An 18141-nucleotide genomic window follows, 5' to 3' on the forward strand; every position below is an offset into this window, starting at 1 on the left:
TCGGACGTAAGCGCTGGTTCACGGGCACGTCATCCATGGCCACTCCCACCGGCCTGCGGTCGCCGCGCAATTTGCGTTGATGCGCTGGGAAACATTCCGGAGGGCGGCAATCGCCGCTGATTTGCGCAACAACCATGCGGGTGCCGCGGCCTCGGAGCATTGCCTTGCTTTCGCCCACCCCGTAGGTTGGCGCAAAGCCCCCGATAACAATAGTCCGGAGAGAACGACCTATGGCGCGCCTCAAGTTCGGAGCCTTCCTCGCCCCGCATCACCCGATCGGCGAGCATCCGATGCTGCAATTCCGCCGCGACCTCGATTTCGTCGAGCAGCTCGACAACCTCGGCTATGACGAATTCTGGTGCGGCGAGCACCATTCCTCGGGCTGGGAGACCATCGCTTCGCCGGAAATGTTCCTGGCTGCCGCTGGCGAGCGCACCAAGCGCATCAAGCTCGGCACCGGCGTGATCTCGCTGCCCTACCATCACCCCTTCAACGTCGCGCAGCGCATGGTGCAGCTCGACCACATGACCGGCGGCCGCGCCATCTTCGGCTCCGGTCCGGGTGCACTCGCCTCCGACGCGCATACGCTCGGCATCGACCCGATGACCCAGCGCGACCGCCAGGACGAGGCGATTGCGGTAATCCGCCGCCTGTTCAATGGCGAGCGCGTCACCGCCAAGACCGACTGGTTCGAGATGCACGATGCCGCGTTGCAGATCCTGCCGCTACAGGAGGACATGCCGTTCGTGGTGGCCTCGCAGATCTCGCCGTCGGGCATGACGCTGGCCGGCAAATACGGCATCGGCATCATCTCGCTGGGCTCAATGTCGACCCAGGGCCTGATGGCGCTGCCGCAGCAATGGCAATTCGCCGAGGATGCCGCGACGAAGGCCGGCACCACGGTGAGCCGCGCCAACTGGCGCGTGCTGCTCTCCTGGCATATCGCCGAGACCCGCGAGCAGGCGCGGCGCGAGGCCGGCGCCGGCCTGATGCGCTGGCACAACGAATATAACGTCGGCACCCTGATGCGGCCGGGCCTGACCGCGTTCGGCTCGCCCGATGAGGCCGTCGACAAGACCGCCTTCATCGAAGGTGCGGCGTCGACTATCGGCACGCCGGATGATCTCGTGAAGATGATCAAGAACCTGATCGACGTCTCCGGCGGCGTCGGTTCGATCATCGGCTTCGCGCATGACTGGGCCAACATCGAAAACACCCGTCGCAGCTGGGACCTGGTGGCGCGCTATGTCGTGCCAGAGATCAACGGCTATATCGACGGCCTGCGCAAGTCGCGCCAGTTCCTGATCGACAACCGTGCCGTGTTCGAGCGCGCCGGCCAGGCCGTGATGGCCAAGATCATGCAGAACGACAAGGCCGCCGCCGCGCTTCAGCAAACCGGCACAGGCCGCGTCGCGATCCCGGCCGTGAACGCGCCCGACCTCGCCAAGGAAGCGGCGAAGCAGAAGGCGTGAGAGCACAGGCGCCTTGCAGGAAGGCCAGCTCGCGCCATGTCCACAGCTGTCGTCCTGGCGAAAGCCAGGACCCATAACCACAGAGTTGAGTTGGTGAGGAAAGCTGTAGCCCCGGCGTCGCGCAACAATTGAGATCTGGGGTAATGGGTCCCGGCCTTCGCCGGGACGACGCTAAATTGTTGCGCTGGCTGTCGCAGCTCTACGCCGCCGCACCGATTCCCACCACATCGATGCCATCGACGCGGCCGCGGATCGGAAGCGTGCCGAGATCATTCACCGGAAATGGCGGCGGCGCGGCGAAACGCGACATCGCCGCGCGCGACGCGAGAAAGCCGCCATCGACCTTGCGGCTCAGTTCCTCCAGCCGCGCGGCGGTGTTCATGACGTCGCCATTGAACACGATGGCCGGCTTGACGTCGCCGATCTCGCCGACGATCACGGGACCGAAATGCAGGCTGCCACGGATCTGCGGCACCGCGCCGAACTCGCGCTCGAACTGCGGCGCGGCCTTTTGCAGCGCGGCGCGCATCGCCACAAAGCAGCGCAGCGGCCGGCAATCGACCGCGCCAAGCCCTTCCGGCCAGGTGACAATAATTTCGTCGCCGATATAGTTGAGCACCTCGCCGCGATAGTCGACCACTGACTCCGTCAGCAGACGGAAGGTACGATCGAGAAAACGATGGATCCCGATGCCGCCGAGCCGCTCGGCGAGCCCGGTCGAGCCCGCGATGTCGACGAACAGCACAAAGCGGTTCTCCTCGACCGGCGAGTGATAGCGGCCAGAGACGAAATTCATGAAGACGCGCGGGCCGATCAGGTTGGCGATGCTGAAGCCGAGGTTGAGGATCACGGAAATCACCCCCGAATAGGCGATGCTGCGCCAAAAATCCTCAGGCGAGGTTTGCAACTCAAACCCGGCAACGCGTTCACCGACCTGAAGCAGCTGGATGACGATGATGAGGACGGCGTAGATTGCGCTGCGTACGGCGAGAAGAGCGACAAAGGACAGCCGGCGGAGCGGCTCAGACAGCGGGCCTTGCAGCACGAACAGTTCGAGGCCGCCGATCACGACGCAACTGACGATGGTGTAGGAAATTGCCGCGACGAGCTGCGGCCAGGCGGCACGGCCTTGCGCGATATTGACCGCCACGCTCGCCAGAACGCCGGCGACGATGATGGCAGCGAGAAAGCGCAGTTGCCGCTCAAGTTTCGCGTTCATGGGAGACGTCCACAATCTCAAGCTAACAAAGCCAAACTCCCTCTATCGTCATTCCGGGGCACGCGAAGTGCGAACCGCAGGTGCGCAATTGCGCAGCGGGGAATCTCAGGATTCCGGTTTCGCTGCTCTGCATCGCCCCGTGATGACCGGGCCCATTACTCCGCCCCCTGATCGAACGCCTTGCGCAGCGCGACGTAGCCAGCCTGCTGCTGGCTCCAGTTGCGGCCGCCGGTGATGGCCCCGTCGACGACGAGGTCATGGCCGTTGATGAAGCTCGATTCGTCGCTCGCCAGGAATACCGCGGCATGTGCGATGTCGTCGGGCAGGCCGGCACGCGGGATCGGCTGCGCCGCCTTGTAGACCTCGCGCATCACGGCCGGGGTCTTCTCGGCAGCTTCCGTCGACAACCCCAGTGCCTTGCCGAAAATGCCGGTGGCGATCGCGCCGGGCGAGATCGAGTTGACCCGGATGCCGGATTCGCCGAGCTCCATCGCCACGCATTTGGTGAAGTGAATCACGGCGGCCTTCGCCGCGCCATAGACCATCGACGAGGAGAAGCCAGCGAGCCGTCCGGCGATGCTGCCATTGTTGATGATGCTGCCGGAGCCCTGTTTGCGCATGTACGGCGCGGCATGCTTCATGCCGAGCATGACGCTGCGTACCAGGGTCGCCATCGCGGCGTCGAACCGCTCGACGTCGAGACCCTCGATGCCGCCGGTCTGCGCCGGGCCGCCGGCGTTGTTGAACAGGCAGTCGATCCGGCCGAATTTCTCCACCGCGAGCGCGATCAGCGCCTGCATCTGTTCTTCGACCGTGACGTCGGTCTGCCGAAACACGCAAGTGCCGCCGAGCTGTTGCGCCAGTGCCTCGCCCTCCGGCGCGCGGCGCCCGGCAATCACGATGCGCGCGCCCTCCGCGACAAAGACCTCCGCCGTGCGCAGCCCGATGCCGCTGGTCGCCCCTGTGATCACCGCGACCTTGCCGTCCAGCCGTCCCATGCCAGTCCCCAAGCTGCTCTTTGATATCGCGGATATTCACTGGCTGTTTCCGGCAACGCAAGGCATGGACGCGGTTAACGCCTAGCAAGGTCCGCCTGTGGCCAGAAGGCCACAACTGCGCTTTTTCGGTCGCAGCGGCCTTATTTTGGGTCGCCTGTTCACGTGAACTGGAACGACCGATGGCGAAGTGGATCGACGATTTCAGGGAAGGTTGGCGGGGCGATTCCCAGCCTTCGCTGTCGCTTGCAGCGGCGTTCGCGGTGCTCTGTCTCGTTTTGGCCACGGCCGCGCGCTTCGGGCTCGCCCAGATCCGGCCCGACGTGTTCTTCACGCCCTATTTCCCGGCGGTGTTCTTCGCGACCGCGTTCGGCGGCTACAGGGTCGGAATCGCGACCGCGCTGGCGAGCGGACTGCTCGGCGTCATCATCAATTTCAGCAGCGCGACCGTCGATCCGGCGCGCTTTGCCTTGCTGATGATCTTCTGGGTGGTGTGCGGCATCGCGATCTGGGGGGTGGAACACTATCGTTCCCTGGTCGCGCAGCAGCGCGAAGTCTCCAGGCGGCTGATCGAGGAGGAGCAGTACCGCAAGATCGTGGTCGACGAATTGCAGCACCGGTTGAAGAACAAGTCCTCGACCATTCACGCCGTGCTGCATCAGGCGCTCCAGGACCGGCCCGAGGTCTGGCAGCGCATCGACCATCGCATCCGCGCGCTCTCCGCGACCGATGACCTGATCGCGCGGGTCGACGGCTATGGCTGCGATATCAAGGATTTGCTGCGCTCGGAGCTCGGGCCTTACGGCCACGTGCGGTTCAATCTCAATGGCGAGCAGCTGTTCCTGCCCGCCAAGCTCGCGGTTTCGCTGGCGCTGATCTTCCATGAACTCGCGACCAACGCCGGAAAATACGGCGCCTTCTCCTCGCCACGCGGGCTGCTGCAGGTGTCGTGGACGGTCGACGACGGGCGTCTCAACGTGATCTGGGACGAGACCGAAGGACCGGTGGTCGAAGCTATTGGCGAAGCCGGCTTCGGCACCAAGCTGCTGAAGTCGGCGCTGCGGCCGTTCGACGGCAAGACCGAGATCAGCTACCTGAGGACCGGTGTTCACTGCACGATGCAGTGCAAGCTTCCGAGCTGTTGATAAGTCGGGTTTTCGGTACACGCATATTGTTTGCGCATGCCGATGCAACCGCGCGCTCCGCAATCGCTTTCGCCGGCGACCGGGCCCGCCATTGATACTCTGTTAATGACGATTGCCGCGGCGGCTTGCGAAAGCAGCCCGGGTCTCATTCTGTCACGGCATTTCGCAGGTCCGCTTAACCAAAACTACAACGGACTTTGCCAAGGTCGACGCATGCATAATCTCACCAAGAACGATTTTCAGACGGGTGCGACAGCGCCAAGCCACGATGACATTTCCGGAAACGAATTGCGCATCCTGCGCGACCTGCTCCAGCTGCTGCCGGCGGGCGTTACCGTGCAGGACGAGCAAGGCCAGTTCATCCTGGTGAATGAAGCGGCCGCGACCCAGTTGCAGCTCGCGGCGACCGCGAGCCAGCCGCCTGCCGCCGACGATCGCCATGCCGCGAGCCTGGACCTGCTGCGCAGCGGCCGTCCGGTGGTGCTCGAGGAAGTGCTGTCCTGCGGCGCGGCGAGACACGTGTTCCTCACCTCGCACCGGCCGGTCCAGATCGCCGGCCGCAATCTCCTGATCTCGGCCTCGACCGACATCAGCGAGCAGAAGGCATTCGAGGACCAGCTGTTCCGCTCCGCCTATTACGACGAGCTCACCGGCCTGCCGACCCGCCGCGTGATCGAGCATCGCGTCAACAGCCTGATCCGCGACGCCTCGCAGAGCCACTTTGCGCTGGCGTTCCTCGATGTCGACAATTTCAAGCACATCAACGACTATTACGGCCACGCGATCGGCGACGCGTTGCTGATCGAACTGTCGAAGCGGCTCGGCCACGCGCTGCGCGACACCGACGTGCTGTCGCGCATCTCCGGCGACGAATTCCTGCTGTTGCTAAATCCGATCAGCGGCAATGACGAGGTCGCCGAATTCATCCACCTCATGCAGGAGCGGCTGAAGGCGCCGTTCTTCATCGAGGAATCCGAGATCTTCGCCTCGACCTCGATCGGCGTCAGCCTCTACCCGATGCACGGCAGGGGCTACGAGGCGCTGCGCCAGAACGCCGACATCGCGATGTACCGGGTCAAGAACAACGGCAAGGGCTCGACCGCGTTCTTCGACAACAGCATGGAGCGCGAGGCGCTGGCGCGGATGAAGATCGAGCAGTCGCTGCGGCTGGCGATCCTGGAAAAGCGCTTCTGCTGCGCATTCCAGGCCAAGGTCGATATCCGCACCCAGGAGGTCAAGGGCATCGAGGCTTTGGTGCGGCTGCGCGACGACGAGGGCGTGATCCAGGCGCCCGGCACCTTCATCAACCTCGCCGTGGAGCTCGGCCTGATCGACGAACTGACGTTCCTGGTGCTGGCAGAAATCGTCAAGTCGATCGACCTGATCAACGACGCGTTCGGGCCGGCGGCGACGATCAGCATCAATGTCGCGGCCAAGCAGGCCGGCAATCTCGAGTTCATGCGCCGCTTCGCACGCGCGATCGAGGAGACCGGCTTCCCGAAGCGATTCATGATCGAGGTGACCGAAGACGCGTTCGTGACCCGAACGCATTTCCAGGACGAGATCCTGCCGATCCTGCGTGGCATCGGCGTCGGCATCTCGATCGACGATTTCGGCATCGGCTACTCGTCGCTGTCGGCGCTGGCCGACATCACCGCCGACGAGATCAAGATCGACCGCTCCTTCATCACCGACATCCATAAGCGGCCGCGCAGCCAGGGCATCCTGCGCGCGATCGAATCGCTGAGCGAGGCGCTCGGCATGACCGTGATCGCCGAGGGCATCGAATCCTACGAGGAACTCGCCTACCTGCAGGCGGCGACCAAGATCCGCTACGCCCAGGGCTATTACTTCGCCAAGCCGATCTTCCTCGAGGATCTGAAGCCCGCGACCCCTGTCGCCAGCGAGGCCCGCGCCAGCATGGCGGCGCGCCCGGCCCAGGAGGGCCGCCAGAGCTATTCCCGCGCCAGCGGCTTCAGGCGATAGGCAAGCGCCGATCGCGCAATCGTTCGAACTGCTGGCTCCTGCTTGACCTCGCCCCCGCTAGCGGGGCGGGGGATAAAGTAGCGCTACTTCTCCAGCACCGGCAGTGGCGGCACGCTGTCATTGGCCGAGCCGGCCTGCATCGTGATCAGCGTCATCGAGACCAGGTCGTAGTAGCCCATGATGCCGATGATATCCATGATGCCGCGCTCGCCGAACTTCTCCAGCGCGGCCTTGTAGACGGCGTCGCTGACCTTGCGGTCGCGATAGAGCGCGACGCCGAGATCGTAGAGCGCAGCCTCGTCGTCCTTCATGCCCTCGGGCCGCGTACCCTTGGCGATGGCGTCGGCAACCTTCGGATCGAGCCCACCCTTCATCGCCAACGGATAATGCGCCGACCATTCATATTGCGCGGTCCAGTGCCGCGCCGTGATCAGGATCGCCATCTCGCTGAGCCGCGCCGGCAGCGAGGTGTTCCAGCGCAGATACTCCGACAAGCTCGACAGCTTCGGCGCTAGGTCGGGATTACGGATATAGGCGCGGTAGGGCGGCGCGGTGAATTTGGCGTTGCGTGGCGGCGCGCTGATCATGTCGGCCCAGGCCTTTTGCGGCGGCGACAACTCCTCGGCCTTGAGCGGCGCGAAGCGCACGGCATCCTCGCCGCGTGCAGCCGGCACCGACAATGCCAGCACCATCGAAATCGCCGCTCCTGGTCCTGTCATCCCAAATGTTTTTCTCATTGTCGCTCTCCCGTTCCGATGCCGCCGTCGCGCGATCGGTGCCGCACCCTACCGGAGTGCCGGCTGCCAGCCTATATTGGGGCTGGTATTACGCGGCGCGAAGGGTTCAGCCATGCAGCCAGTCTCTATCCTCCTGAATATCCTCTGGATCCTGATCGGTGGCGCGTGGATGGCGTTTGGCTGGCTGATCGCCGCTGTGATCATGGCGATCACCATCATCGGGTTGCCCTGGGCGCGCGCTGCCTTCAACATCGCGGTCTACACGCTGCTGCCGTTCGGCTCGCGCGCAGTCCGCCGCGACGAGGTCACGGGCATGTCCGATATCGGAACCGGGCCGCTCGGGCTGATCGGCAATCTGATCTGGTTCATCCTGGCCGGCTGGTGGCTCGCCATCGGCCATCTGATCACCGCGATCCTGCTCGCGGTGACGATCATCGGCATTCCGTTCGCATGGGCACATCTCAAGCTTGCCGGCATCGCGCTGTGGCCGATCGGCAAGGTGATCGTGCCGGCGTAACCGGCCAATCGCGTCGGCTGCTCGGCTGTGATCAGTTCGCCAGCGCGTCGACCTGCGCTTCGAGCGCTTCGATTACCATCGTCAGCGAGGCCGCTTGCCCCATCGTCCGCGAGATGATCGGCGCGCCGGACTGAAAGCCGGTCAGGCCCGCGATCATCAGTACGGCGCGGACACGCGCCTGCGCGATCGTCAATTGCGCGCGTGAGGCAGCGATGATCAGCAGGGCGACGAGCTCGATCCCGGGCCGCCACAGCCCGGCGTAGAGAACCTCGAATGCCCGGCCAGGGTCGGCCAGTTCGCGTTGAACGAACAGCCGGTTCTGGGCGCTCGCCGATGTCAGCAGAAACCGCGCCAGCGCCGCGAGCAGCAGTTTCAGCTGCGCGCGGGCGCCGCTCGGATCGGGTGGCGCCTGCAACGAGGCCGCGGCGGTCTGGCTTATCGTTTCCATGGCCTCGCGATAGCGCGCCACGATCTCATGCGCGCAGGCGAGGTACAGGCCTTCCTTGTTGCCGAAATAATAGGTGAGCGCGGGCAGGTTGATGCCCGCCTCCTCGGCGATCTGCCGGGTCGTTACGCGGGCGAAGCCGCTGTTGCCGAACGCAGCAAGCGCGGCGTTGAGGATGCGGGTCCGGGTCTCGTCACCCTTCTTGTAACCGGTGGTCGCCGACCGCGTTGGCGGCGGAAGGGGACTGTTTTTCGTGCTCATCGCCAAATCATATCACACGACATTATTTATTTGCATTTGCTATCGCTTGATATAAATTATGAGCAAGCAATGAATTCGAGGGAGGCGGACGGATGCAGACCGAAACGCTGGACAGGCTGCGCAGCAGGGTTGCGGCACAAAGGGAGAAAATCCCCGAGATCTACGGCAGGGTCGATTTCTCGATCGTCCCTGAGCGGTTTGCCGGCGACGTCGGCGCCACCAGCGTCCTGCCCGGCAAATTCGCCGCCGCCCGCGCGGCGCTGCTGGCGGATGCCGACCGCGTGGCGTTCATCCGCAACTACAGCATGATGGGCGATCCCGCGGCCGACGCCTATGCGGCGCTGATGCGCGAACACGGCTTCCGCCGGCTGGTCGGCATGCTGGTGCAAGCCTGCGACGCCGGAGTCGAGACGGTCGCGGATGCGCCGCGCGAACTCGTCGCCCTGATCCGCGACATGGAGCGGACGCCGGCCTGGCTCGACATGAAGCTGGTCGAGCAAGGCGCGCGGATCGATCGCAATGGAGCCGCCAATCTCAGCCCGTTCCTGATCCGCGGCGCGTTTCTCGCGACCTTCATGAACAAATACGCGGCGCTGCCGATGGCGATCACCAACGCCTTGTCGAGCAACTCGTCGGCGCGGCGCGTCAAGGAAACCGCGACGTTCTTCGCCACGTCGGTGCTTCCGGGCGCGCTCGGCCGTTTCGGCCCGGGCTTCAAGGCGGCCGCGATGGTGCGGTTGATGCACGCGATGGTGCGCGCCAATGTGATGCGCCGCGCCGACAATTGGGACATCGCGGTCTATGGCATCCCGATTCCGCAGGTCGACCAGATGCCCGCCGGACTGATCCCGATCTTCCTGCTGGCGCAGAAGGTGCTGTCCGAAGGACGCACGCAGTTCACGGCGGAGGAGCGGGCCCGCGTCGAGCTCGCGCGCTACCGCTGCTTCCTGCTCGGCCTGCCGGAGGACCTGCTCTCCGATACGCCGCAGGGCATCGTCGATCTCATGGTGCTGCGATCCGCGACCTTGCGCGCGGGCTACGACGACAAGACCTGCGGCGAGCTGGTACGGGCAACGATGGCCGCGACCTTGCGGCCGGACGAGTCGCTCCGCAGCCGCCTGTTCGAGACCTTCGAACGCAGCTTCGCCAAGCTGTTCTTCGTCAACAGCTTCCTGAACGGCGACAGAGCGAGGGCCGCATCGATCGGCGTGCCGATCACAGCCGGGGATCGCGCTCTGACGGCGCTGGTCGGAGCCTTTCTGTTCAGCCGGGTTGCGCTCTACCGGCTGGCCTCCCGCATTCCCGGCCTGCGCGGGATTGCCGACCGGCGGCTGGTCAGGCGAATCCAGAACCTGCTGAAGGACTATGGCCACGCCGAGTTTACGACCGACGCCTCGGCCTATCGGCCGGCGCAGCCTTCGGTCGCAAAATCCACCTAGCGCGCGATGAGATCAGGTTGAATCGTCATCGCGCCCCAGCCTCTTGTTTACGCATGGTCCTTTCGGAAACCCGCTTCGCACTTTTCCGGATCATGCGCTAGCGCGCGGCCTCGCAGCCGGGAATGTCGAACACGGCGGTCAGGCCGCAGGGCGAGTTGAGCATTTTGCCGCCCTCGTGGCCGACGCCGGGCACGTCCCACAGGCTGTGGTTCGGCGTGCCGTGGTCGCGGGCCTGCATCGCGGCGACATAGGCGTGACCGCGCGCGTAACGATACGGCCCTTCGGCCTCCGCCATGCAGGATTTGTCGAGCGCGGGATGGTTGGGGTTGGTGTCGAGCGTCCCGAGCAGATAGATCACGCGGCGCCCGACATAGGCCTGCTCGAGCGCGGCCGGCGTCGGCGCGGCGAGATAGGGCGGACGGTCGTCCATGCCGAACTTCCAGCTGTTATAGCCTTCGCATGTCGCCGCGATCGCGGGCTCCGGCCGGTCCTTGCTGAAATACGCATAGGAGGACGGATTGGCGACCACATAGCGCACGCCGATGCCCTTGCGCAGCAGCACCTGATCGCCCTTCACCGCGATCGCATAGCGCTGCACCACCTGGCCGCCGCCGGAATGGCCGAATACGACCACCTGCTTCAAATTGGGAAACAGCTTGCGGTCGGCGAGCTTGGCCAGGATGGCATCCAGCGCCTCGAACGAGCTCGCCGGATTGGGCGCGAGCGCGGGCTCGCCGCCCTGCCAGCCATAGAGACTCCAGCGTAGCGTGTCTTCCGGCAGCTTGAACGCCTCGACATCCGGCTCGATCAGGAATTGCGGGGCGATCATCAGCGCGCTCTTGCCGACATCGCCGGCCGCGGCCTGCGCGCTCAGCGCCGCGCTGAAATAATCATCGGCATTGCGCAGCACGCCGTGCAACACCAGCACCGCGCGGGTGACGTCGGGCAGCGGATTGGACCAGTCCGCCGAGAGATAGACCGGAAAGCTCGCATTGCCGACCGCGATCCGCCCGCTCGCGATCGCCTTGACCGGCTTCTTGTCGCGCTCGATCTGCGCTTGCGTCGCCGACGCGATCGGTGCGTGAACGGCCGTCACAACGAACAGCGCCAGGGCCGCAAGCCAGGCTCGATGATGCATGGTTCAACTCCGTTGCTACCAGTCTCGTGTGACGCGATGCGAGCGACCTGGATCATGGCGCGTTACGCGGCGGTTGAGGCATGAAATCTCGGAAAGGTTCGCCCTCGCGGGCGGACCGAGCTCAGGCGGCGAGCCGCCCGCGATTGTTCGCAGCGAGGATCGGGCGGACCAGGCGGCCAAACCGCTCGGCTTCCTCGTCGTGCAGATAGCCGGACAGGCAGAATGAGTGGCAGCCGGCATCGATGAACTGCTGCAAGGTCACGGCGCATTGTTCGGGATTGCCTACCACGGCGATGCCGGCGCCGGGCCGCACCTTGGTGATCCCGGTCCACAGATGCGGCATCAGCAGGTCGCCATAGTCGCGCGCGAGTTGCTGCACGCGCTGGTTGGCCTCCGACCTGACGTAGAGCGTCTTCATCTCCTGCCTCTGCCGCTCGGTGGCGTGACGCACCAATTGATCGGCGGCCTCCCAGGCATCGGCCTCGTTTTCCCGGCAGATCACCTGGAGCCGCATGCCGAAGCCGATCGCATCCTCGCGGTCATGCGCCCGCGCCATCTGCCTGATCTCGGCGATGTTGTCGGCGATGCGCTCCGGCAGATCGCCCCAGAACAGATGGACGTCGGAATGCCTGGCCGAGACCTCCCAGGCCTGCCGCGAGCCGCCGCCGAGATAGAATTTCGGAAACGGCTGCTGCAACGGGCGCGGCCTGATATGGGCGCCGGAGATGGTGTGAAACCTGCCCTGGAAATTCACCGGCCCGCGCGTCGTCCACAGCGCCTTCAGGATCGAGACCTCCTCCTCCATCAGCGCGTAGCGCTCCTCCTTGGCGTAGCGCACGCCTTCGGCCTCGACCTCGCTCTCGTTCTGGCCGGCGATCAGGTTGATGCAGATCCGCCCGCCCGACATCTGGTCGAAGGTCGAGATCATCTTGGCCATCAGCACCGGGTTGATGTAGCCGGGCCGCGCTGCGATCAGCGGCTTGATCCGCGCCGAGCGCGCCGCCATGAAGGCGCCCGTGATCCAGGCCTCCCAGCACACCGAGCCGACCGGAATCAGCAGATATTCGAAACCGGCCGCTTCCGCAGCCGCGACCACACGCTCGCAGAGTTCCGGCGAGCCGGCGACCTGCGCCTCCATCAGCCCATAGGCCGTGGTGTCACCATGCGTGGGCAGATACCAGCCAAACTCCAGCGGACGCATGGGCAAACTCCCTCGAAACACGGCCTTTTTGGGTCGGCCTGTCATATTAACGCAGGCAGTTTACAGCCTGGCCCTGGCCCGCCAAGGCCGTTGCCGACCGGGGACCAATCAGCTAAATGAACCCTGCACGCACCCGTAGCTCAGCTGGATAGAGCGTTGCCCTCCGAAGCTGAACCGGCGAAACAACAAATCCATTTAAAACTTAGCTTATTGCAGTGCCCAAACACTATTTTCTCGTCATCGGCACGCCCGGGCCACGTTTGCATGTGCTTGCAGACCTGAAACGATACCTCTCTGCACCGACCTAGACGAGACGAGCACCGATTGCTCGCTACGTCCGCGGGCTTAGTCGAGGTGAACTATGCAGGGCTAACCAAAGACAATCAAAGCTAAGCTGAGTCAGCTGCTCAAATCGCGACTCCTACGCTTTCCGGTGTTGGCGATCGGCTAACTATCCCCTATCCGCAGGATGTCTACATGATCTACGATTCGAAGAGCGTGGTGGCGCACGTCGGAAGAGGCGTGCAAGGTAGGCGCGGCCTGGACCAGCGCATCAACAACCATCTCCACGGCCGGCCTTCCTTTGTCATCAAGGCCTTTGAATAGCAAAGGCGCTAGGCTGCGCCAGGGATTCAAATTCAGGTTCATTGCTAGTTCGCGATCGGGCAATTGTATCCCGACCATCTTTTCGGTGAGGCTTAGTGTTTTACCAACGCAGAGGTTCCCGCATGTTTGTCATTGAGCATTTGAAGAGATTTAGGGCATGCTTTCCGTCCCCGCCCGCTTTCGCGTCGGGCGCAAAAAAAGAAGGAAAAAATCCTGCAGCTTGGTTCAATAGTGTAGACCAGACGGAGCTCGGGTCGACGATTAACTCACTCCCGCCCTCTGTAAATCGCACCTCACTACTGGCCATGGCAGCAGATAACAGTGTTGGCACCGCCGAGCTGTGCATAAGCATTTTCGCTTGGGGAGGAATGCGTGGAAATCACCGCGACCTCCTTTTCTCTCGTCCACTTGCTCCTTGGGTTGCCATCGCCGATCAGGTGCGACGCAATCAGCTGAGCCGCGCTGGAGCATACAACTCCTTCGCCAATCTAAGGACAACTGGCAGCGGCAACCCAATCGCAGGGATGGGTCCAGCCTATTTCACAAAGCTACTTTATTTTCTTGCGCCCGGAACTCCCGAGTCTCCCAAGGGCTACATCATGGATCAGTGGCTGGGATGCTCAGTCAATCTGCTGACAGGACGGCAAGTCGTGAAGCTCGACCAGAATGTAAAGTGGCAAATAAAGAATGGCCAAGCAAAGCAAGTCGTCGATTCTATCGTAAGCAACGTAAACTCGGGCTACGATTATGAAGAGTTCTGCCAGATTGTTGAGGCCCTGAGTGGTAAAATGGGCGCGTCGTGGACACCGGAACTGACTGAACGCGCTCTCATAGCCGACGGAGGAAAGTCCGCCCATCCGTGGCGAGCTTATGTAAAAGACCAAAGACTTAAGCAGCTATCTTTTGGATAAAGCAGCCGCTGGCCAGTGTTTCAGGAACCAACAATTCCATCACTCGAAGAACTCGTATGCGAGCACCACCTGCTAAAGTCGCCGCTATTACGTTTCGCTGTGAGCGGAGAAAAGCTGAGTGTCTCTCTTCTGCAAGGAGTCTACACAGTTCACAAACTAAGAGGCCGCGTGCCACATGACGGGAGAACCATACGAGGCAAACGTGGCCTAGGTCAGCGGATCAACGGACCACGGTTCTGGCAGGGCAAAGCTTCTGCAAACCTTCCGAGGCACGGTCCTCCACAACAGCGACGCAACGTCATGGACTATCCTATCTCCTACCCTTTGCAGCGTTTCGAATCTCGGATCTGATCTGCTTGATACCCGTCTCAGAATAAGACCCACGAGACAAGCGCTCCATCAGCTGCGCAAACTTTTCAAAGAGCTGGCGCAGGTCTGCAACGCAGATGTAGCAGACCCAATTGGCTGGCTGCTTTTCTTCTGGCTTGTTCCAAAGATACAGGCCGGCAATTTTTCCTCGGTCTGACCTAAAATCAATATTGAAGTGAGCAAAACTGTTGCGCATGTTCCTAGTGAGGCTTCGGAGATTCTGCGTCCTTTCCTCGCCGTGCTCAATTTCAGGAATCGGCCAGCCGCGCCGCCTTAGTTCATCCAAATTCCATTCCGGAAGAGAATCAACGAACTCTTGCTGCGGGAACATTAGCAATCCGATAGCCGAATTTACCAGCTGCGTAACTTCAAAGTGCTCGGTAGGGGCACACTCGGCCCCCTTCTCGATGATCATTAAGTTCTTCCGGGTGCGGTGCGCAAAGTGCCGCACGGTAACTCCATATTCGGTCATATCGCTCTCCCACTCTTGATTAGCAGGCGGATAAAGCGATTCTCGCTTCGCTGAATAGATAGTCCTATCTGGCTGCGCCTAGCCACATAGTCGCAGGCCCAGTTTGAGTTCGGGTTATTGCTAGCAAATGCCTTCTCGTCTAGGTTGCATGAGAGGGCTTGCGGGTATTTGTCAATGATGCACATCGTGATGTTTAGCGCAGGAGCAGGCTCCTGGGCCGCAGCGAAGCGAGTCGCTGACCATGCGGGTCCGGATAATCTAAGGCTCTTGTTTACCGATACTCTAATGGAAGACCCCGATGCCTATCGTTTTCTGCTCGAAGGGGCAGCTGACGTTTTCGATATCCGGCTATCCGACAAAATGAAGATTCCTTCATGGTCGGAGTTTCCCGACTTCCGCGATCGCTCCAACTGGAAAGGCTATCTGCTCGAATTGCGTCGGGAAGCCACTAGACACATTCCCGGTCTCGTATGGTTGATGGATGGGCGCGATCCCTGGGAAATCTTCTTTGATGAGCGCTTTCTCGGCAATAGCCGACGCGATCCTTGCAGTAAGATCCTAAAGCGGCGTGCAGCCGACCGATGGCTCGTCCAAAATTGTGATCCCAGGGATACGACTTGCTACGTGGGAATTGATTTCACGGAAGCGCACCGGTTCGATGATGGTCGTGGTGGCGGGCTTGGCCCGCGACGCGCCTCAGAGGGATGGAGATATGAGGCACCACTATGCTCGGAGCCATACCTGGCAAAGTGGAATATTATGGAAATGATACGCGCGGCGAATCTCACTGCGCCTCGACTATACTCACTCGGCTTCAGTCACAACAATTGCCACGGCTTCTGCGTCAAGGCGGGGCACGCGCACTATCGTCTTCTTCATCAGAAGTTGCCTGAAGTGTATGCGTATCACGAACGAAAAGAGCAGAAAATCAGAGCATTTCTTGGAAAGGATGTTTCGATTCTCGCGGATCGACGAAATGACGGCAGAAAGAAGCCCCTTACTTTGCTCGCATTTCGAAAGCGAATAGAGGACTCCCCTGACGAGTCCATTGACGAGAATGACTATGGCGGCTGCGGCTGCTTTGTCGACCAGTCCTGAGCATGGAGTAGGAAATGGTTCTCGCCGACGCGCTCTTAGAAGCAGCCAGAGGCGTCACTTCGAACGACAATGCCTGGACTCCGAAGGACGTCACTCTATTGATATCTTCACTGTCTGGCGCCTTCGTTGGCGTCATTGCGCTAATCGTTAGCGCGATTAATACCTCAAAGACCTTGCGAGCATCTCAACTCAACAATGAAGCGACCATTTGGCAGAAAGCCAATGAGGTTGAGACCAAGGAGATTCAAGACAAGCTGGATCGCTTCCACGGCCCTTATGCGCAAATGTCCGGAACAAACGCGCTTCTAGCGAGAGATTTACGCGGCCGACAACAAGATTCCGCTACGTTTCTATTGATCGAGAAGCTGTTTGACCAAAACTGGCTCTCGTCACTACCTTCAGACCAACGGGCGCTCCTCGATGAGTTAATCGCAAATGCGTCAGCACTGCGAAAGTTTATTATAGAGAATGCGAAAATGGTCGATTCTGAATTGCAACCTTACCTTTCGAGGGTTTGCGCTCACTATCGCGTCTTGGAACTGGCTCACGCCGGTAAGCTAGGAACGGACCCCAAGCCATACGTTTCGAGATATGTATTCCCTATTCAGATCGAGAAGGTGCTTGCTTTGGAGGTAGATCGCCTTGAGGCAAGAAAGCAATTGTTGCGGTTACGCCCAGGCAGTCAACCACCGGCGATCGAAAAGCTCACCATACCAGGCGATCTTAAGCTACCCGATTGGCAATATCCAAGTCGCGAGCACAGGGACGCACTAAACATGCCAATCGTCGACAAGTCAAAAGGAGAGAGATAAGAGCCGCCTTCCATATGATCTCCTCACTGGCGATACCCGAGTGGCCTCAGGCGAGGAGCAATCGTATGCACTTGGCCATGCGTGGCGTCAGTCGCGGTAGAGCGTTGCCTCACCACGGCAACGTCGGCCGCCCATGAAGCGCTCTAGCGCTGCTCGGTCCCTTTTGATCCGAAAGGGCTTTCCGACTTCGCATGAAGACTGTGGCTCAGAATAGGCACACAAGCGGCACAACCAGATTTCGCTGCACCGTTCCGGGATAGTCCTTGGCACCGAGTCGCCGGCGTCCTTGTATCGAGAAAACAAGGTGATCCGAGCGGTTTGTATGGCGACGATTCGAAAACTCAGGGGGCGATGGCAGGCGCAGGTGCGTCGCCGAGGCGTCCCTCCCCGTGCCAAGTCATTCAACAGCAAGACTGAGGCAGAGCGCTGGGCACGCGACCTCGAAGCGGAAGCCGACCGGTCAGGCTGGGTCGCTGATACACGCGCTGCCGAGAAGACGACGCTGAAAGAGCTCCTGATGCGTTACCGCGACGAGGTGACACCTGGCAAGCGTGGGGTCGCGTCCGAGAGAGCGCGGATCAATACAATTGTGCGCTGCCCCATAGGGCATCGAACATTAGCCAAGCTAACCAGCTCGGACGTCGCAACTTATCGCGACGAGCGTCTCAAATTAGTCGCTCCGGCAACCATCGTCAGAGAATTGAATACGATCAGCCATGCGATAGAGATCGCGACCCGCGAGTGGGGACTTTGGTTACCCCGCAATCCCGTGAAGCTCGTCCGACGTCCGCCAGTCCCTCGAGGACGCACGCGTCGCCTTAAGGAGGGCGAGGAAGATGCGCTCTTGGCTGCTTGCGATCGCGGGCGCACCCCGCTGCTTAAGCCGCTCATCGTTCTCGCTATCGAGACTGGCATGCGACGAGGTGAGTTGCTCGACTTGCTTTGGGAAAACGTGGACCTCAAGCGCGCTGTCGCGCATTTGCCTCTAACTAAAAATGGTGACAGCCGAGACGTCCCGCTATCGCGTCGCGCTGTCGAAACCTTGCACCGCCTTCGCGCTAGAGGTCCTGAGGTTGAGCGGGTGTTTCCTATGACCGGAAATGCCGTGCGACTCGCCTTTGAGCATCTCCGCGTCCGAGCGGGCATGTCCGACTTCCATTTCCACGATTTGCGCCATGAGGCGATCTCCCGGCTCTTTGAGAAGGGTCTCAACATCGCAGAGGTCAGCGCCATCTCGGGACATCGCGAGCTCAAAATGCTTCAGCGCTACACGCATCTGCGCGCGGTCGATCTCGTAGCTCGACTGGGTTAGCTGCTG

17 protein-coding genes are annotated in these 18141 nt (G+C 61.7%); 10 read left to right on the forward strand and 7 right to left on the reverse strand.

Annotation, left to right across the window (positions count from 1 at the left end; all coding sequences use genetic code 11):
• The first annotated feature begins 230 nt into the window (after positions 1–230).
• Complete coding sequence (locus CWS35_RS04745; RefSeq protein ID WP_024584649.1) at positions 231–1472, forward strand: LLM class flavin-dependent oxidoreductase; 1242 nt, start codon at positions 231–233, stop codon at positions 1470–1472.
• A gap of 199 nt (positions 1473–1671) precedes the next feature.
• Here CWS35_RS04745 and CWS35_RS04750 read toward each other — a convergent pair whose 3' ends face one another.
• Together CWS35_RS04750 and CWS35_RS04755 are read right to left on the reverse strand one after the other, a co-directional pair.
• Positions 1672–2691 (reverse strand): adenylate/guanylate cyclase domain-containing protein, encoded by a 1020-nt coding sequence (locus CWS35_RS04750; protein ID WP_024584648.1) that lies wholly within the window; start codon positions 2689–2691, stop codon positions 1672–1674.
• 155 nt (positions 2692–2846) lie between these two features.
• Positions 2847–3689, reverse strand: coding sequence for an SDR family NAD(P)-dependent oxidoreductase (locus CWS35_RS04755; protein ID WP_100951039.1), 843 nt, complete (start codon positions 3687–3689; stop codon positions 2847–2849).
• 179 nt (positions 3690–3868) lie between these two features.
• Here CWS35_RS04755 and CWS35_RS04760 point away from each other — a divergent pair, with 179 nt between their 5' ends.
• Together CWS35_RS04760 and CWS35_RS04765 are read left to right on the forward strand one after the other, a co-directional pair.
• On the forward strand, positions 3869–4831 hold the full coding sequence (locus tag CWS35_RS04760) for a sensor histidine kinase (protein ID WP_100951041.1): 963 nt from the start codon (positions 3869–3871) through the stop codon (positions 4829–4831).
• Between the two features lie 213 nt (positions 4832–5044).
• Positions 5045–6817 (forward strand): bifunctional diguanylate cyclase/phosphodiesterase, encoded by a 1773-nt coding sequence (locus tag CWS35_RS04765; RefSeq protein ID WP_245438873.1) that lies wholly within the window; start codon positions 5045–5047, stop codon positions 6815–6817.
• An 83-nt stretch (positions 6818–6900) separates the two neighbouring features.
• Here CWS35_RS04765 and CWS35_RS04770 read toward each other — a convergent pair whose 3' ends face one another.
• A complete protein-coding gene (locus CWS35_RS04770; RefSeq protein ID WP_245438874.1) occupies positions 6901–7554 on the reverse strand; it encodes a carboxymuconolactone decarboxylase family protein in 654 nt (217 codons plus the stop codon).
• Between the two features lie 112 nt (positions 7555–7666).
• On the opposite strand from CWS35_RS04770, the gene CWS35_RS04775 reads away from it, so the two are divergent.
• The gene (locus CWS35_RS04775) at positions 7667–8071 is read left to right on the forward strand and encodes a YccF domain-containing protein (RefSeq protein ID WP_024584643.1); all 405 of its coding nucleotides are present in this window, start codon (positions 7667–7669) and stop codon (positions 8069–8071) included.
• Positions 8072–8102: 31 nt separating this feature from the next.
• Here CWS35_RS04775 and CWS35_RS04780 read toward each other — a convergent pair whose 3' ends face one another.
• Positions 8103–8777 carry a TetR family transcriptional regulator gene (locus CWS35_RS04780; protein WP_029880140.1) on the reverse strand — a complete coding sequence of 225 codons (675 nt, stop codon included), beginning with the start codon at positions 8775–8777 and terminating at the stop codon, positions 8103–8105.
• Between the two features lie 92 nt (positions 8778–8869).
• Between CWS35_RS04780 and CWS35_RS04785 the strand changes: the two genes are divergently transcribed.
• Entirely contained in the window at positions 8870–10216 is a 1347-nt protein-coding gene (locus CWS35_RS04785; RefSeq protein ID WP_100951046.1) for an oxygenase MpaB family protein, read from the forward strand.
• A gap of 97 nt (positions 10217–10313) precedes the next feature.
• Here CWS35_RS04785 and CWS35_RS04790 read toward each other — a convergent pair whose 3' ends face one another.
• Together CWS35_RS04790 and CWS35_RS04795 are read right to left on the reverse strand one after the other, a co-directional pair.
• The gene (locus CWS35_RS04790; protein ID WP_100951048.1) at positions 10314–11354 is read right to left on the reverse strand and encodes a hypothetical protein; all 1041 of its coding nucleotides are present in this window, start codon (positions 11352–11354) and stop codon (positions 10314–10316) included.
• 121 nt (positions 11355–11475) lie between these two features.
• Entirely contained in the window at positions 11476–12555 is a 1080-nt protein-coding gene (locus CWS35_RS04795) for an LLM class flavin-dependent oxidoreductase (RefSeq protein ID WP_100951050.1), read from the reverse strand.
• Between the two features lie 477 nt (positions 12556–13032).
• Here CWS35_RS04795 and CWS35_RS40365 point away from each other — a divergent pair, with 477 nt between their 5' ends.
• Both CWS35_RS40365 and CWS35_RS38795 read left to right on the forward strand, forming a co-directional pair.
• Positions 13033–13161, forward strand: coding sequence for a hypothetical protein (locus CWS35_RS40365; RefSeq protein ID WP_256387933.1), 129 nt, complete (start codon positions 13033–13035; stop codon positions 13159–13161).
• Positions 13162–13283: 122 nt separating this feature from the next.
• Positions 13284–14072 carry a hypothetical protein gene (locus CWS35_RS38795; protein WP_157817071.1) on the forward strand — a complete coding sequence of 263 codons (789 nt, stop codon included), beginning with the start codon at positions 13284–13286 and terminating at the stop codon, positions 14070–14072.
• 310 nt (positions 14073–14382) lie between these two features.
• Here CWS35_RS38795 and CWS35_RS04805 read toward each other — a convergent pair whose 3' ends face one another.
• Positions 14383–14913, reverse strand: coding sequence for a HEPN family nuclease (locus tag CWS35_RS04805; protein WP_100951054.1), 531 nt, complete (start codon positions 14911–14913; stop codon positions 14383–14385).
• Positions 14914–15087: 174 nt separating this feature from the next.
• On the opposite strand from CWS35_RS04805, the gene CWS35_RS38800 reads away from it, so the two are divergent.
• From CWS35_RS38800 to CWS35_RS04815, 3 genes are all read left to right on the forward strand, one after another.
• A complete protein-coding gene (locus CWS35_RS38800) occupies positions 15088–16011 on the forward strand; it encodes a hypothetical protein (protein ID WP_157817072.1) in 924 nt (307 codons plus the stop codon).
• A gap of 14 nt (positions 16012–16025) precedes the next feature.
• On the forward strand, positions 16026–16823 hold the full coding sequence (locus tag CWS35_RS04810; protein WP_100951056.1) for a hypothetical protein: 798 nt from the start codon (positions 16026–16028) through the stop codon (positions 16821–16823).
• 322 nt (positions 16824–17145) lie between these two features.
• Entirely contained in the window at positions 17146–18135 is a 990-nt protein-coding gene (locus tag CWS35_RS04815; RefSeq protein ID WP_100951059.1) for a site-specific integrase, read from the forward strand.
• Positions 18136–18141 lie beyond the last annotated feature (6 nt).

Origin of the sequence: Bradyrhizobium sp. SK17 (assembly GCF_002831585.1) — a bacterium.
Lineage (GTDB): Bacteria > Pseudomonadota > Alphaproteobacteria > Rhizobiales > Xanthobacteraceae > Bradyrhizobium.

Excerpts from the sequence above, each read along its gene's own strand:
- CWS35_RS04745 (WP_024584649.1), top strand. The coding sequence starts at position 231 with ATGGCGCGCCTCAAGTTCGGAGCCTTCCTCGCCCCGCATCACCCGATC.
- CWS35_RS04750 (WP_024584648.1), bottom strand. The coding sequence starts at position 2,691 with ATGAACGCGAAACTTGAGCGGCAACTGCGCTTTCTCGCTGCCATCATC.
- CWS35_RS04755 (WP_100951039.1), bottom strand. The coding sequence starts at position 3,689 with ATGGGACGGCTGGACGGCAAGGTCGCGGTGATCACAGGGGCGACCAGC.
- CWS35_RS04760 (WP_100951041.1), top strand. The coding sequence starts at position 3,869 with ATGGCGAAGTGGATCGACGATTTCAGGGAAGGTTGGCGGGGCGATTCC.
- CWS35_RS04765 (WP_245438873.1), top strand. The coding sequence starts at position 5,045 with ATGCATAATCTCACCAAGAACGATTTTCAGACGGGTGCGACAGCGCCA.
- CWS35_RS04770 (WP_245438874.1), bottom strand. The coding sequence starts at position 7,554 with ATGAGAAAAACATTTGGGATGACAGGACCAGGAGCGGCGATTTCGATG.
- CWS35_RS04775 (WP_024584643.1), top strand. The coding sequence starts at position 7,667 with ATGCAGCCAGTCTCTATCCTCCTGAATATCCTCTGGATCCTGATCGGT.
- CWS35_RS04780 (WP_029880140.1), bottom strand. The coding sequence starts at position 8,777 with ATGAGCACGAAAAACAGTCCCCTTCCGCCGCCAACGCGGTCGGCGACC.
- CWS35_RS04785 (WP_100951046.1), top strand. The coding sequence starts at position 8,870 with ATGCAGACCGAAACGCTGGACAGGCTGCGCAGCAGGGTTGCGGCACAA.
- CWS35_RS04790 (WP_100951048.1), bottom strand. The coding sequence starts at position 11,354 with ATGCATCATCGAGCCTGGCTTGCGGCCCTGGCGCTGTTCGTTGTGACG.
- CWS35_RS04795 (WP_100951050.1), bottom strand. The coding sequence starts at position 12,555 with ATGCGTCCGCTGGAGTTTGGCTGGTATCTGCCCACGCATGGTGACACC.
- CWS35_RS40365 (WP_256387933.1), top strand. The coding sequence starts at position 13,033 with ATGATCTACGATTCGAAGAGCGTGGTGGCGCACGTCGGAAGAGGCGTG.
- CWS35_RS38795 (WP_157817071.1), top strand. The coding sequence starts at position 13,284 with ATGTTTGTCATTGAGCATTTGAAGAGATTTAGGGCATGCTTTCCGTCC.
- CWS35_RS04805 (WP_100951054.1), bottom strand. The coding sequence starts at position 14,913 with ATGACCGAATATGGAGTTACCGTGCGGCACTTTGCGCACCGCACCCGG.
- CWS35_RS38800 (WP_157817072.1), top strand. The coding sequence starts at position 15,088 with ATGATGCACATCGTGATGTTTAGCGCAGGAGCAGGCTCCTGGGCCGCA.
- CWS35_RS04810 (WP_100951056.1), top strand. The coding sequence starts at position 16,026 with ATGGTTCTCGCCGACGCGCTCTTAGAAGCAGCCAGAGGCGTCACTTCG.
- CWS35_RS04815 (WP_100951059.1), top strand. The coding sequence starts at position 17,146 with ATGGCGACGATTCGAAAACTCAGGGGGCGATGGCAGGCGCAGGTGCGT.